At 33.3% G+C, this 16681-nt stretch carries 8 protein-coding genes and 1 pseudogene; 6 read left to right on the forward strand and 3 right to left on the reverse strand.

Features of this window, described 5'->3' with window-relative positions; all coding sequences use genetic code 11:
• Positions 1-5 precede the first annotated feature (5 nt).
• From Q4Q35_RS13215 to Q4Q35_RS13225, 3 genes are all read right to left on the reverse strand, one after another.
• Complete coding sequence (locus Q4Q35_RS13215; protein WP_303278467.1) at positions 6-3569, reverse strand: lamin tail domain-containing protein; 3564 nt, start codon at positions 3567-3569, stop codon at positions 6-8.
• A 529-nt stretch (positions 3570-4098) separates the two neighbouring features.
• Positions 4099-7554, reverse strand: a complete 3456-nt coding sequence (locus tag Q4Q35_RS13220) for a leucine-rich repeat protein (RefSeq protein ID WP_303278468.1) — start codon at positions 7552-7554, stop codon at positions 4099-4101.
• Between the two features lie 652 nt (positions 7555-8206).
• Entirely contained in the window at positions 8207-8845 is a 639-nt protein-coding gene (locus tag Q4Q35_RS13225; protein WP_303278469.1) for an RNA polymerase sigma factor, read from the reverse strand.
• 120 nt (positions 8846-8965) lie between these two features.
• On the opposite strand from Q4Q35_RS13225, the gene Q4Q35_RS13230 reads away from it, so the two are divergent.
• The 6 genes and pseudogenes from Q4Q35_RS13230 to Q4Q35_RS13255 all read left to right on the forward strand — a co-directional run.
• Positions 8966-9877 (forward strand): FecR family protein, encoded by a 912-nt coding sequence (locus tag Q4Q35_RS13230; protein ID WP_303278470.1) that lies wholly within the window; start codon positions 8966-8968, stop codon positions 9875-9877.
• 24 nt (positions 9878-9901) lie between these two features.
• Positions 9902-10078 (forward strand): annotated as a pseudogene (locus Q4Q35_RS13235) (DUF4974 domain-containing protein); the annotation flags it as partial.
• 186 nt (positions 10079-10264) lie between these two features.
• The gene (locus Q4Q35_RS13240) at positions 10265-13696 is read left to right on the forward strand and encodes a SusC/RagA family TonB-linked outer membrane protein (RefSeq protein ID WP_303278471.1); all 3432 of its coding nucleotides are present in this window, start codon (positions 10265-10267) and stop codon (positions 13694-13696) included.
• 5 nt (positions 13697-13701) lie between these two features.
• Positions 13702-15150: a RagB/SusD family nutrient uptake outer membrane protein gene (locus Q4Q35_RS13245; RefSeq protein WP_303278472.1), complete on the forward strand. Its 1449-nt coding sequence runs from the start codon at positions 13702-13704 to the stop codon at positions 15148-15150.
• A gap of 273 nt (positions 15151-15423) precedes the next feature.
• Complete coding sequence (locus Q4Q35_RS13250) at positions 15424-15834, forward strand: TlpA family protein disulfide reductase (protein ID WP_303278473.1); 411 nt, start codon at positions 15424-15426, stop codon at positions 15832-15834.
• A 13-nt stretch (positions 15835-15847) separates the two neighbouring features.
• Positions 15848-16681 (forward strand): TlpA family protein disulfide reductase (locus Q4Q35_RS13255; RefSeq protein WP_303278474.1); only part of this gene is annotated, 834 nt, incomplete at its 3' end.

Here is a 16681-nt window from a genome sequence, read left to right on the forward strand (position 1 = left end):
ATATACTATTTTTTTATAATTTTTTTAGTTTGAATTTCTCCATCGGTACTTTCTATTTTTAAAATATACATGCCAGAAGGTAAACTGCTCGCATCTAACTGGCTGCTAGTGGTACTACTTACTAATTCTTTTCCTAATGTACTATAAAGTTTGGCGTGTTTTAATTCTACACCAGATGTTGTAATAATATTTAATATATTGGTTACAGGATTAGGGCTTACACTTACAGCATCACTAAACACCTTATTATTAACAGATAAATTGCAATTAGGAACAAAAGCAGAACCTGGAGACCCCTTAAAACATCCACTAAACCAAGCCGATGAATCACTAAGATCTTGCGTATATTGATCTAACTCTAATGTTCGTCCCGTATCATCTTCATTCAATGGCCAAGGGGCATCATCAGAATATTCAACTTCTACTACCAATTCATCATCGGCATTGTATAATCTAATGGCGTCATCGGAGCCCAGTCCAAAATCAAAATCTCCCACCATATTGGTGACAGATGGATAATTTTCAATAAACTGTTCTGTATATCTGGCTACAACTAAATAGCCATCTGGCTGGATTTCAACTTGAGATTCAAAATCATAACGATGGTCATCATCTGAATCTAAAAAATACCAGCCATCTAAATTTATTGTACTTGACGTTCCATTATATATTTCAAACCAATCTGTTGTCTCAAAATCGTCACCATCTTTATAGTTTATTTCAGTTATAGTCACCTCTGTGAATGGTTCTGAAGACATTTCAAATTCTGCTATAAAACTTACTTCGGCAGATGCCCCTAAATCAACAGTGAAATCACTTTTGGTCTGGTCTGTAATCAAATCATTATCTTGCCATCTAACAAATTGATAACCAGGGTTTGGAATCGCCTCAATGGTAATTGGGACATCACTAAAATAATCACCATCCCAAGGATAGCTTTCTGGTGTTATAGTGCTAATCTTAATGGTTCCAGAACCGACAACGTCCAGATTCACCTCAACATCATTATTTAAACTGTAATGATCTCTTAAGTGTTCACGAAGATAAGCTTCTCTGGTGCTAAGCTCATTATTAAAATCTTCATGATTAGATTGGAATTTAGATACATCTCCACCATTCCATCTGTCATAATAAGCTGGAATTTCTGGCCATGCTTCATCAAAAATCTCAGTTTCTATTTTATCTAATTCCTCATAAGCATAACTTGTATTCATTAAATCGCACAGACGATTAATAAAATGATGTTTATAATCATCATTTTGCATCAACATGTACCAGTAACCTGATGCATGCCACTGAGTTCCTAGGTTATTCATATATTCTATTTGGTCAAAGTCAGGACGGGTATCTAATCCATAAGGTGAATTAACGTTGGTTGGCAAAAATGACCATTCTAAATCTATTAAGGCAAATTGCCAACGCATATCTGAACCTACACATCTCCAGGCTTTCATATTATTATGTGGCCAATCTTTATTGGTCATCCAAGTTTGAGCTGCCATATAATCCGTGTAATTATCCAGATCGAGAAATTCTCCAACGTCTTCTAAATAAGTAGCACTTGAAGTATCCATTGCTAAAAACCTGTTATAATCCTCAAAAAATGGTTCTACAGAGCCTTCATTTGCCAAGACTGTTCTTGCTTGCTTAAAAGCACTGATTCCTACCAGATCCAATGAATCTGTATCCATGTTATAATTACTCTCTAAATAATCGGCGTTTATTTTTTCTCGTCCCTCATACATACCATAATACTCACCATTAATAAATACAACAATAGGGCGGTATTCTGAGTAGAAATTATTCGTGCCTTCTCCCATGCCCCTTACCTGGGCAGCATCCTTGTAAAGTAAATCTAAATATCGATTACTGCCATTTCTCAGGTAAAGTGATGCATAATTATCGCGATTGGGGCGATTGGGGTGAAAACTATATTCTAAATCACCATCACCATAAATACCGTTTCCTGGTTCTATACGAAAAGACGTCTGAGGTTCATGTCTACTTCCACCGAAGCCTCCATCTACTTGAATGCCTGCTTTTTGCTGAAATGCCAGTGTTCCATCTGGCTCAAAGTACTCGATGTAGCAAGGCTTGTTCCATGATTCCCAGAAATTGGTAAAAATCCCGTCATCATCATCAAATAAGTTACTGTTATCGGTCGTTACAGATAAAACTGGAACCGAAAAAGTTTCATTGATAATATAAGTATTCGTATTTACGGGACTGGGCAATTTATCTACAGTACTAAATGCTCTTGCATTGATAGTTGTTGAGTTTGTTAGTGTTATAGGTGTACCATTGTATAGTGGTGATGTCATAGTAGGTTCAGAACCATCTAATGTATATCTTACTTGGTCAACAGTACTTGATGTACTGGTAATGGATACGTTGAGTGTACTAGTATGGTATCCAGCAGGAATGCTAAACAAAGGCATTTCTTCGTACCCATCCAAATAAGCTGTGGCATTGTTGTTAGTAGTTCCGGGTGTTGCATCTTCAAAAAATGCCAGTCCATCTATGCCATCTTTTTCTCTTCCAACAGAGAAATTTAATGTTTGGATATCTACCGCCATAAAGTCAATCAATTCCTGAGAATCATTATATAAATAAACAATTTCTCCTTCGCTAGAAATCTTAAAATTAGTATGTAATTCTGTATCTCCATCAATACCGACCCATACTGGAGACTCCGAAAAATAAGTATTATCACCATTAAAGGAAAATGAGAGATATGGGGAAAGACTTAAATCTGAGGATGTATCTGATATATTATGTACTTCAATAGAGAATACATTTTCGCCCTCTTGTAACGCAGAGGCAAATATATTGGGATCAATTACAAATCCCTCTGGGTTTTCTCCATTCAGCACAACTGCCTCATGAGTATCTGTGGCCGTACTGTTCCAAGTAGGCGTACCTGCTACATTGCTTCTACAAATTTCAATACCGTTAATATAAGCAACAAATCCATCATCATAATCCACATGACATATTCCTGAAACTAATGCATTTAAATCGGTAACTATAAAGCGTTTTCTTATATAAGTAACTAAAGTTCCTGTAGGTAAAATTGTAGTATCATCGTCATCACCATATCCAAACCCTGCCGAACCTGTACTCCAAGACGAAGCATCAAAGGCTAATGTATTCCAATTGGCTGGAACATTCGCATCTGGAATAATATAGCTAAAAATATCTGATGGAAGTATAGCCGATTCCCATTTTGATCCATGCTCTATAGTTCTATCCTTCCCTGAAGCAAATATCAATACATGAGATTTTGGTGCCATCTCTAAATCGGGAAAAACCCACTTGGTAACTTTAGAGTTATTATCTGTAATAGACCAATCTTTAATATTTACGGTATTTTCGCCTGAATTGAATAATTCAATCCAATCTTCATTTTCATTGTCCTCATCAAATATTTGATCTAAATTTTTATTGGATGCTTCATTAATTAGTATTTGAGAATTTCCAAGAAAACCAAGTGATATAAAAAAAGCCAATGCACTGGTTTTAATTTTACTCAAATTAAAAAAACTGGTCAATTTAAGGTTAAATGTCATATGTGTTGTTTTAAGAAACTATTGAATGTAATAGCTTTAAATAGTTTTCGAGATTAATAATTAGTAGAAGTATCGTTTTTTACACAAAAAAAACTAAAAAAAGTGCTTAAAGCTCTCAAAATTGGGACGAGAAAAGGGTTAAGTGTTATTATGACATTAGAAACCTACAAATTTTAATAAAAAATTTCTTGAAACCAACTATCCTCGAGGAATTCTTTTTGATTAAAATTGAAAAGGACTTAATACCATTTCCGACCTAAAATGACCCATTAAAATTTGCTCTTTTTCGCTTATACTTCAACATAAAATGTAGTCGTAACTAAGGCTATGATGACTGCATTTTCTTTTTTGCCTAAACAAAAAATAACTGCTTTTTATTTGAGTCGTTCTAAATCAGAACTGGTATAAGAACTGCGTTTTTACCGATAATTTTCAAAAAAACCCAAACCGTGTTTTAGTTTGGGTTTTATAGAAAGCAAGCTTGTTTGTGTTATGAAACAAAAAAACAATTAAAATAACACTAAACAAGTCATTGCTTAACTATTTTTTTTATGGCTATTTGACCTTCTGTATTTTCTATTTTTAAAATATACAATCCGGAAGGTAAGTTGTTAGTATCTATATTGGTACTCGTAGTGCTTAATACTTGTTTACCTATTATAGAATAAACTGATGCGCTTTTTAACTCAAAACCAGCAGGACCATTAATAGTTAATAAACTCGTTACCGGATTAGGGCTTACATTTATAGTGCTGCTAAACACCTCATTATTAATAGATAGTGCTGGACATTCTGTAACTTCTGTTCCATTAATGGTCCAACCTTTTGCAACAAGGTTACTTACGGCAGTTGCCGCTGAATCATCATAATCACCAACGTTGAGAATAAAGTTGGTTCCAGTTCCAAATGCTGTATTTCCATTATTTCCCCACCCTATAAGCGTGTTGGTATAGTTGCTACAATCCATGCTTGTATCTGTAAACATGCCATTTATATTCTTCACGCTGTCCAATCTCCAAAATCTCAGGTTTTGGTTGAAAGTATCGGCTCCTCTAAACATGTTATCTACATATTCCACTTTGTCCACAATCCACCCACTAATATCTTGGTTGAAAGCATCGGCTCTATAGAACATATGGCCCATATTAGTTACCTCGCTCACATTCCAACCGCTAAGGTCGCCGTTAAAAGCACTGGCACCATTGAAAAGAGAGTACATAGCTTCCACATTGCTCACATTCCAACCGCTAAGGTCTGCGTTCTCCATAGTCAAAGAAGTGGCACCAGCGAACATGTAATACATATTAATCACATCATCCAAAATCGGGCTATCTGTAGCCGTTACGTTCAGGTTGGTGCAGCCATAGAAAGCATTAGCCATACTTTTCCATTGTATACTACCCCACTGCTTTACTGCTGTTATCTTGTCCTTGTCCCCTCCATTGCTAAAAACAATAGTTGGGAAATCTCCACCAATTCTTACATCATAACTGCCACCAGTATTGTATGTATGGTTGGCTGCTATATCCGTATCCGTATAAAATTCTACTGCTGACCCGTCACCCCAATCTACAACATATTCGTAATGGTAAGCAGTGTTGATAGGTATGGTAATATCTAAACCTGTTTGGTCATTAACAGTCCAAGTGGTAATAAAATATTCAGATTCATCAATATCAGCACTACTACAAACATTTTCATTTGTTTTATCAATCGTCCATGACTTATCATTTATAAGTTCCCTTATTGCATCATCATCAAAATAGTCAAGTACAGTGATATCAAGACCAGATGGGGTATTCGCATTATTTGCCCAACCAGCAAGAGTAAGGCTAGTGTTAGTACAACTTATAGGAGCCAAATCTGATAGAGCGTTAGAATCCTCTCTTCCGAATATATCACCAGATCGAGAAACATCCATACTACTAAAGTCCCAACTGCTAATATTTGCATCGAAATTAGAGTTCTCAAACATTAGTGAAAATGCTTCCACATTACTCACGTCCCAACTATTAAAATCGGTATTTTGCCCAGTAACTCCGCTACTGCGAAACGCACCCCACATATATTCTACAGCGTTCAAATTAGGGGTGTCGCTAGCAACTACGTCTAAATTCGCGCACCCTGCAAAGGCATTTGCCATATTTTCCCATTCTATAAAGCCCCACTGCTCTACGGTACGTATTTTTTTTGGATTGTCTGCTGCTAAATCTTGGTCGTCAAAATAAATGGCTGGAAAATCGCCACTAATGGTAACGGTATAGGTGCCTGCACTCTGATAATCATGGGTGGCGGAGCCAACGCCATCGTCGTCATCTTCAGTGGTGATGTTTCCATCTCCCCAATCTACGGTATAGTTGTAAGTATAATTACCATAAAAGGCATTATCATTAATAGGTATGGTAATCTTTAAACCATCATCTCCATCATCAACCACCTCCCAAGTGGTAATGAAAGAGCCTTGTGGCAAGGCACTACTATAATCTTCTTCAGCTACAAAATTAGAAGTATCACCGGTTAAGCCAAATTTTACTAATTCACCGTTATGTCCATTCCCTGACGCATCCACTACCTCGGTTATTCCTGTGTTATCACCACTTCCAATACCTTCGTCAAAACGATAGTAAGCCAATAAGTTACCAAAGTTGTTTTCGCTACCATCTAATTTTGAGATCATCTGCCCTTGAATCTCACTTTGAGTTTTTGCATAGTCCCAAACTCTTAACTCATCCATAGTACCTGCAAATACATGCTGATAAGCACCAGCACCTTTATATTTCCATGCACCTATGGTAAAGTAATCGGTATCAAAATTGCTAGTATCTAAACCCTTTCCGCTATATGTTTCAGCTCCATCAACATATAAAAATATATTATGTTCGGACGAATTATCACCAGGATATGCTTTTCTAACAAAGGCAACATGATGCCATGTATCATCATTTATGTTCACAGGAGAAGTATGAGTTCTATAGACATTGTTTTCATTCCATTCTGCGTAGTAAAGTTTTTGATTATTAATACTAAACTCATACGAATTACCATCCGTAGTATCCCCACCACTCGAACCTACTATAGAATATATGTTATCGGCTAAATCAGGTTCTGTTATATTTATTTTTACCCATACTTCTAAGGTAAACTCATCATTATTTCCTTTAGGTAAAGAAAAATAGTCTCCTATTATATATGAGCGGTCGTCATATTCTTCTGCGTCTCCATTAAAATGTAAAGCGGTGTTTGATATTGTAGTAATGGATTTGAACCCTGTCCAGTCTGCACTTTCATATGTAGTTATGGTGCCAATAGGAACGGTTAGATCTATATCCCCACGATTAGTAAAAGGATCATTAATATTAGCATTATCGCCAAAAGTTGGCGGGGTTGTAGCCAATACCGTTACACTGGTCAAATCATTATCCTCAAAAGCACCTTCTCCAATACTGGTCACACTATTAGGAATGGCCACATTGGTCAAATTATTACCAGCAAAAGTAAAACGCCCAATACCGGTCACTTTGTTAGGAATCGCTACACTGGTCAAACTATTTTCAGCAAAAGCATAACTCCCAATAATACTGGTCACATTTTTAGGAATCCTTACACTGGTCAAATCGTTATTACGAAAAGCACCAAATTCAATAGTGGTAACACTCTCAGGAATCTCTACACTGGTCAATTGGTTATTCCCAAAGGCATTAATCCCAATACTGGTAACGCTGTTGGGAATCGTTAGACTAGTTAGCTCTTCATTAAAAAAGGCATCAGTCCCAATACTGGTCACGGTATAGGTATTGCCACTATTAGTGACTGTATTGGGTATTTCTACAGCTGTATCATTTCTTGTATAGCCCGTGGCCGATACCTCACTACCGGATATGGTGTACTCTATTCCGTTTGTGGTAAAATCTTGGCCATAGGTGGCCATACATACTAAGGTTAAGAGAAGTATGCATAATTTCTTTAAATAGCTTTTTTGTTTCATAAATTTAAAGTGTTTTTATTAAAGTTTAAAATTATTAATCAACAAATAATTATAATAATAGATACTACTTCAAAAAAAAGTGCTGAATAAAGCTTAACTAGGGAGGAACTATATGTTTTTTGGGATTTTGTGAAATCTGGTTTTTAATCTCATGTTATTATTTACCAATGGATAGTTTTTAATCATCTCCTTTAGATATAATATAGAGATGATTGTTTTTTCGTTTTTACCTAAATTTTGAAGAATTAAGGTTGAAGAATTAAAACTTAATTTTAACTATTCTGTCTAAACCATAAAATAAAAAGTGTTGACATGTACTAAAACTGGGATAAAAGAGTGTAGTGTTGGGATGTGGAAAAACTAAAAAAGAAAATTTAGAGCGTGTCTTTAACCGATTTCCAATAGCATATACTTTTGGGCGTTTTTTTGCTTTTCCGTTGGTATAAGTTCCTGACCTATTGAAGAATAATGAGATACGTTTTTAGGAATTTATATTATGTTCTATCTTTTGTTTGGAAAATTAAAAAAGTTATATTTTACTAGTTAAACTTAATAACTGAATAGATAACTTATTTGATAAAAAATTTTGCTTTAATTTACCTTTTATTGAGGTTATGTAAATACGAATAGTAGAACTACAAAGCAAGAGAAATTAAAAGGGCAAACCTTGCTTAAGGGTAGAAAACGAAGTAGCTTTAGCTTCTCTAAAGCTTTTGATAAAAGCGGAGGAAATAAAAATTAAAAATAAATCTTCATCTTTAAACGCTTCACGTATTTTTTTAAAAGCAGTATAAATATGTGATTCTACAGTTTTTACAGATACATCTAATTGTTCCGCAATTTCTTTATATTTAAGTCCTTCAAATTTATTCATTTGTAAAATCTCCTTACATCGCTCAGGTAGAGATTCAACAATGGTTTTTAATTTTGAAATGCGTTGATCTATTATTTCAGTATCATCATTAATTCTAGAGTTTAAAGCTCGTTCTTTAAGTTCATCAAAAAAGGCATCTCTATGTTTTTGTTTTCTGTAAGAGTCAATATAAGTGTTATGGGTAATTCTGTATAAATAACTTTTAATTTGTTTTTCTGTATTTATTTTTCGTCTATTAGTCCATAATATTATAAACGTTTGTTGTACAATATCTTCTGCCTCTTGCAAATCGCCAGTGAAAGTCACAGCATAATCTAAAAGCATTTTATAATAGCGTTCAAACAATGTTCTAAATGCTTCTTTGTTGTCTTTTTTAATATTTTTAGCTAATGTAGAATCCTCTAAAAAAATCTTCAAAATATTATGATTATTTTTTAATAAAAAGCTAAGGAACACAAAAATAATTAAATTTCGGCTAAGGGGATAGCAATAAATTAACGTAATAGCATTATAAAATCGAAAGAAACAGCCGATCTCTTGAAAAAAATAATCATAAAATACATAAGCAATACGATAACAAATCTTGAGTTAGCAGCGCTTAAAGATTGGTTGAAGAAGAAGAAAAAAAATCAAAATACATTTGTACAATACATAAGAGATTATTATTATGTTAATGTATTAATAAATAAACCAGATATTAATGCAGCCTATAAAAAATTATGGGGTACCATTAATCACAAAAAGAAACCAAAACAAAGAATTTTACCTGTTTGGTATAAGTATGCTGCAGCTGCAGTGGTGCTACTCATGGTTTCACTATCGTATGTTTTTTATAAAAACCAGCAACCTACTGAGGTTTTAAATACTTTTGTAAAAACCGTTGAGCCTGGTGTAAATAAAGCATCGTTAACCCTTCATGATGGTTCTATTGTTACTTTAGAACAGGGACAAATCTATGCATCTAATAAAGCTAGCAGTAATGGCAAAAAAATAATATATAACAAAATGGAAAGTGACGTAATTGTATATAATTATCTTACTATACCAAGAGGAGGTGAATTTCAAATAACCTTAGCTGATGGTACACAGGTATGGTTAAATTCTGAATCTAAATTAAAATACCCCATCGCATTTAAAAAAGGAGCACCTCGCCAAGTAGAACTTGTTTATGGTGAAGCTTATTTTGATGTGTCACCAAGTAAAAACCACAGTGGTGCAACTTTTAAAGTTATTTCTAATTTGCAAGAAGTAGAGGTATTAGGAACAGAATTTAATATAAAAGCTTACCAAGACGAAGCACATGTATATACTACTTTGGTTGACGGTAAAGTAACTGTAAGCAATGCAGCATTTAAAGAAAATTTAAGTATTAATCAGCAACCTATTTTAAGTGATACCACAGGAAATATAAAAATTAAAACCGTTAATGTTTACAATGAAACTGCTTGAGAAAAGGAACCTTTTTCTTTTAGAGGTAAACCTTTAAAAGACATTATGAAAGCGCTATCAAGGTGGTATGATGTAGACATCGTTTTTGAAAACAAAACACTTGAAACCATCAAATTTAATGGTGTTTTAAGTAAAAAAATGACCCTCGAAGAAATTTTAACACCCATTAAAAGAAATATAAACTTAAATTATAAAGTATAAAGTATATGACAAAAAAATAATTTTAGAATAAAAAAAGGGATAAAGTTTATACCTCTCACAGTACTCAAGCTTCATCCCTAAATACGTCTTAATTAATTAATTAATTAACTAACACATAACAAATTTATGAAAATTAATTTCACTAAGGAGTTTTTCCTTTTCGAAAAAAAAACTCAAATTCTTATTATGAGAACAGCACTTTTACTGTTTTGTTCTACAGTTTTTAGTTTTACACCAATAAATGTTATCTCTCAAAATGCTAAAATTGTAATTGATGAGGATAAAACTGTAACTGTCGATCAAATCTTTGACATTCTCCAAGCACAAACAAACTACACTTTTATTTATCGTTCAGATATGTTTAAAGACTTCCCAGCTGTGCATTTAAAGAAAAGTATTATAAAGGCAAACGATTTGTTATCGTATGCTATTTCTAGTGACGATTATAGTTTTGAATTACTTAAAGACAATACAATTGTAATAGAAAAAAAGTCTGATGTTTCAAAAGCAATACAGGAAAAAATTACTGGACAAGTTACTGATGAAGCTGGTATACCTTTACCTGGGGTTACTATTGCTGTAAAAGGTACAAATACAGGAGTCATTACAGATTTTGATGGCAGCTACTCTATTACTGTACCTAATACCAAGGCTATATTAGTGTTTACCAGTTTAGGTTACCAAACACAAGAAATAATGGTAGAGAATAAAACCGTTATAAATGTGTTAATGAAAGAGTCTTTGAATGAGTTAGATGAAATTATTGTAACAGGGTATCAAACAATATCTCGGGAAAGATCTACTGGTTCATACTCTACAGTAAATTCTAAGAAAATTGAAAGTAAGGTTCAAACAAATATTTTAGCAAGACTTGAAGGAGCTATTGCTGGCTTTTCATTATACAAAGGAACACCCGTTATTAGAGGAAGATCTACTCTTGTTGCTGATGAGGCTCCATTAGTTGTTGTAGATGATGTAGTTTATGAAGGGGATTTAGAATCTATTAATCCTAGTGAAATTGAAAATGTTACTGTATTAAAAGATGCTACAGCTGCTTCAATTTACGGAGCTAGATCTGCAAACGGAGTTATTGTTATTACTACAAAAGGAGGCGTTATAGGTAAACCTGAGTTTAGTTATTCATCTACTTTACAAATAACACCTCTACCAAACCGATCTTACGCAAACTTAATGTCGTCATCTGAATTTATTGATTACCAAATGTATATTTTCGATAATACGAATAATTCTCCCGGGCAAAACTCAAGATTGGCGTTAAACGAGGTAAATAGATTATTATACGATAGAGAAGATGGAAATATTACAGAAGATTTTTTTAATTCAGAAATAAGTAGACTCAGAGGGTTAGATGGGTACGAACAAGTAGAAGATGAGTTATTAAATAGTAAGATCACACAGCAACACAACCTTTCACTAAAAGGAGGTTCAGAAAAACACCAATACGCATTATCTCTAAACTTTCTAAGTACTGGATCTTATGAGAAAGACCGCTCTGTAGAACGAGTAGGAATTAATATGAAAAACAATTTTAAATTAGCCAATTGGTTCGATTTAGATTTAGGTATTATAGGTAGTTATAATAGTTATGATAACAATATTGGTATTTCTGGTATTACTTTATTAGGTTCATCGAGACTTCCTTACCAAGTGCTTAGAGATGAAAACGGAAATCCAGCTCAATGGGAGTATATTAAAAGTCTTACAGAGGTTGATAGACTTAATTCACTTGGTTTAATTGATGAGTCTTACTATCCTTTAAATGAGTTAGATACCCGTACACAAACCTATACGAACCCTTACGTTAATATAAATATTGGGGCAAAATTTGATTTAACAGAATCGTTAAATTTACAGTTAAGAGGTCAAACAGAGATAGGTAGTTCTTCTTTGAAGGATTATTCGAGTATAGAAAATTATTTGGTTCGTAAAATGATAAATGATGCTTCTCAAATAGAGAATAACGTTATTTCTTATAACGTTCCTTATGGAGGGCAAGTTACCGAACAATATAGCAACCAGAAATCATATACTTTAAGAGCACAACTTAACTATACTAAGTTATTTGGGCAAAAACATGATGTAAACGTACTTGTGGGAGCAGAAAAAAGAAAAGCCACAAATACTTCAGGCGGATATAAGCGTTACGGATATGATGATACTAATTTATCTTTTAGTCCTATTGATGAAGCAACTTTAAGTTCAAGCTTGATTTATGGAACAAACGCTTACAACGGAAGATATAGATTTACAGGAACTCAACCCGTTTATGTTGCTACAGATGATAGGTATGTCTCTTTTTACGCAAATGGGGCTTATACCTTTGATAATAAACTAGGGTTTAATGCGAGTATTAGAATGGATCAATCTAACTTATTTGGTACAGACCCTAAATACCAATATCGTCCAATTTGGTCTGTAGGAGCAAATTATAATGTAAATACAGAAGCTATATCTTGGCTAGATAGACTAAAAGTTAGAGCTACATATGGAATAAATGGTAATGTATATAAGCGAAGTGGGCCTTATATTATTTCTGAAGTTTCTCCTTTTGGCAATACTTATACTGGTGAAAAACAGGCATTCATAACTTCTCCACCAAATAAATCGTTACGATGGGAAAAAACGAATACCACTAATTTTGGTTTAGATTATAATTTATTTTCAAATAGAATATCTGGTAGTATTGATATTTATAACAAGAATACTACCGACCTAATTGGAAGCATTGCAGCAGACCCTACCTTAGGCTGGGATGAAGTTGTAAGAAACTACGCTTCAATGAACAATAAAGGTATTGAGTTTCAGGTGTACTCAAAAAATATTGATAATAAAGATTTTAAATGGCGTACCAGTTTTCTATTTAGTTATAACAAAAGTGAAATAACAAAACTCAATACTTCAGACACAAGTGTAAGTTCATATTTTGGGCTACAAGCTAGAGAAGGAAAACCTTTTAATAGTATTTATAGTATTCGCTATGCCGGATTAGATGATACTGGCTCTCCTACAGCTTACAAGGCAGATGGTAGTATTGTAACCTCTCTAGGTGAATTAGTATCAGAAGATTTAGTGCATAAAGGCACTTACAACCCGCCTTATCACATGTCTTTTTCTAATGAGATACAATATAAACAATTTGAACTTTCATTCCTTTTTATTTATTATGGAGGGCACGTTCAAAGAGATGTTGCTGCAGGGTTTTACCCAACGTATTCAAGACCTTATACTTTAAATAATAATTTAGATAGAATACATTTAAATTATTGGAAAGAACTTGGTGATGAGGCCGATATTTACACCTCTCCGGCCTATAAGGCTACAAACGACAATACTACTGATTTATGGACATACGCTGATATACATGTTCAAAAAGCCGATTATATTAAGTTAAGAAATATAGCCTTAGCTTATAGTTTACCAAAATCAGTATTAAACCAAATAAATATTTCTAGTTTGAAACTTTCTTTTGATGTACAAAACCCTTTGAGTTGGACAGCCAATAGAAATAACCTAGACCCTGAAGTTTGGGATGATCAAAATGGCAGAGGAACTGCCATTATGCCAACTTATACTTTTGGAATTAATTTAAACTTTTAAAAATCATGAAAAATCTTTATAAAATATTATTAGCATCATTAATTGGTATAGGTTTTTATTCTTGTGATGAGTATTTAGACGTAGTCCCAAAAGGATATACAATACCTAGTACATACGAAGATTTTGCTTTATTATTAAATTCTTCTTCAATTTCACAGCTATGGGACGTTGCAAATACTAATTATCTTGCAGATGATGCAGAAAAAACTACCGATGAAAGTTTTCCTACCGGAGTTACTTTTGCGTGGAGTAGTGAGGCACAGAAAAACTATTACTATTTTAATTCAGGGCCAACACATCCAGATGGGGAAGAAGATCTATTTTACCCATCGGCTTATAGTCAAATTTATACATTTAATGTTGTTGTAAATAATATAATGGACGTAACGGATGCTACAGAAGAGAAAAAGAGTATAGTTAAAGCAGAAGCCTTGTTTGGTAGAGCGTATAATTATTTTAAATTAGTAACACTTTATGCAAAAGCTTACGACCCTGCTACTGCTAGCACAGACTTAGGAATGCCTATTGTATTAGATGAAGATATTAATGCAACCTACATTAGAAACTCTGTAGAAGAAGTTTACGAGCTAATTCTTAATGATTTATTAGAGGCTGCCCCTTTACTTGAAACATATGCTTCAAGTATATCGCACCCAACAAAATCTTCTGGTTATTTACTGTTGTCTAAAGTATATTTATTTATGGGCGACTTTGATAATGCTCTTAAGTATGCAAATTTAGCTTTAGAAAACAAAGCATCCTTTGAGTTGCAAGATTTAACGCAATATTATGCTATTAATGGTGGTTGGTATGAAAGAATTATAGATTCAAGAACAGGCCAGCCAATGGAAGATATAGAAGATGTACCAGAAAACATGTACCTTAAAGCGTCTTTAATTGATTTTTCTTCAGGAGCACTAGTATCACAAGATTTATTAGATATTTATGAAAAAGATTTACCAAGCACATCTATTGATAAGCGTAGAGATTTATATTTAGCTACAGATAGCGTAATTATATATTCAGAAGCTTTATTTCCAGGTAGAACCATGTACGTTGCTAGTTTTCAAAGAAATGCAGGATTGATGTTGTCTGATATATATCTTGTTTTAGCAGAAGCCGAAGCCAGAGTTGGTAGTAAAGACAAAGCTATGGAGTATATAAATTACCTTAGAGACTATAGAATTACAAATAATGTGCCTTTAACAGCTGGAACAAATGAAGAAGCTTTAATAATGGCCTTAGAAGAAAGAAGGAGGGAATTTAGTTTTGTAGCAGACTTTAGGTTTCAAGACCTTAAAAGACTTAACACAGAACCTGCTTTTGCTAAAGACGTGGTTCATGTTCTAGATGGCGTTACATATACTTTGCCTTCAAATGATCCAAGATATATTTTACCGCTTCCAAATAGTGTTATAAACATTAATCCGGACATTCCTCAATACGACAGATAAATAAAAAAAAACTTGAAACTAGACTATCCCCTTGGTATAAGTTAAGACTAAAACGGCACAGTACTGGCTTCGTCGAAAACATTACAAACCTTAGTTTTTAATAGTTTTTCGTTAAGCTTCGCTAAGTATCTTCAATATAAAATACATTTTATATTTCGATAATGCTCAATGTGGTAAAACAGAATAAGCCCCTTAACCTAATGAGATTGTAAGCAAGCTTAAGGATGTAATTGGAAACTCTTACTTGAAGATTGAAGAATTTTTAGATAAAACATGAACAACACGAAAAAGACAAAAACTATAGCTATAGTTTTATTAACAGCATTATTATTTTCTTTTGGAAAAAAACCTCATTATGTAATTAATGGGGTATTTAAAGGCGGCATAGGAAAACTACTCTTATTGGAAGATGTTTCAAATCAAAACACTATTAAAATCATTGATTCTGTACATGTTGATACTAACGGTAAATTCACTTTTAAATGGCGCAATTTTTTAAAGAAAAATGACTATGTCGTTTGGGATCAGGCCTCTTCCTTAAATGAATGGAAATGCCCATCAGCAAAAATATTTTCAGTAACAACAATACCAGAAACTATCTTAATAGATAAAAATGGAGTAATAGCAGCTAGAGGTCTTAAAGGCAAGGAGCTGGAATTAAAAATTAAGGAACTATTATCGTAGAATAATTTAAATTATGAGAAATATAGCAATCATTATAGTTACAGTATTATTATTTTCATGTAACCAAAAAACACCTCAGTACACAATTAATGGAATTTTTAAAGACGGCATAGGAGAATTACTCATTTTAGAGGATGTTTCAGATAAATATTCAATTAAAACTATAGACTCTATGCGTGTTGGTGCTAATGGAAATTTTTCATTTAACGGCCCTTCATTTGGAGAAATAAAAGAGGTTAGATTATCCATAGCAGGAACTAGATTTAAAGACGAGATACTCATTGAGGATACCATTGTTAATGTAAATATTATACAAAAAGTCATTACAGAAAAATATACGAAGTCTATTTTTAAAGTAGAAAGAAGTAAAGAAGATGCGTTATATGCTAAACTTAAAGCTAATTATAAAGAAAGAAGAACTATATGGGGAGGAAAAACAAACAAGCTAGTAGTAGCGAATAAAAAGGAGGAAATTGGTGATGAAGAGTTGGCAAAAGCATGTGAAAAATTAGACGTAGATTTTATTACCGAGATGTTAGATACGCTATCCAATTATCCAAATAATTATGCAACTGCTTTTTATATAAAAAATTATATGTTAGGCTATGATCCGTTACCATCGGTTGAAGAAGCATTCAGTAATTTGACTGATAATATAAAGAACTCAAAAGAAGCAACACCAATAACATCACGTTTAGAAGTCATAAAAAGATCATTTGTAGGCGGTACCCCTGATGATTTTTCCATTCCTTCATTAGATGGAGGAGAAACTAGTTTGTATCAATACAGAGGTAAAGTATTGTTGATAGATTGTTGGGCAACTTGGTGTGGCCCCTGTATTAAGGAA

It is taken from the genome of Flavivirga aquimarina (assembly GCF_030540835.1).
Classification (GTDB): domain Bacteria; phylum Bacteroidota; class Bacteroidia; order Flavobacteriales; family Flavobacteriaceae; genus Flavivirga; species Flavivirga aquimarina.

What these genes read in the sequence shown, in the direction of transcription:
- Q4Q35_RS13215 (WP_303278467.1), bottom strand. Translation starts at nt 3,569, where the DNA reads ATGACATTTAACCTTAAATTGACCAGTTTTTTTAATTTGAGTAAAATT.
- Q4Q35_RS13220 (WP_303278468.1), bottom strand. Translation starts at nt 7,554, where the DNA reads ATGAAACAAAAAAGCTATTTAAAGAAATTATGCATACTTCTCTTAACC.
- Q4Q35_RS13240 (WP_303278471.1), top strand. Translation starts at nt 10,265, where the DNA reads ATGAGAACAGCACTTTTACTGTTTTGTTCTACAGTTTTTAGTTTTACA.
- Q4Q35_RS13245 (WP_303278472.1), top strand. Translation starts at nt 13,702, where the DNA reads ATGAAAAATCTTTATAAAATATTATTAGCATCATTAATTGGTATAGGT.
- Q4Q35_RS13250 (WP_303278473.1), top strand. Translation starts at nt 15,424, where the DNA reads ATGAACAACACGAAAAAGACAAAAACTATAGCTATAGTTTTATTAACA.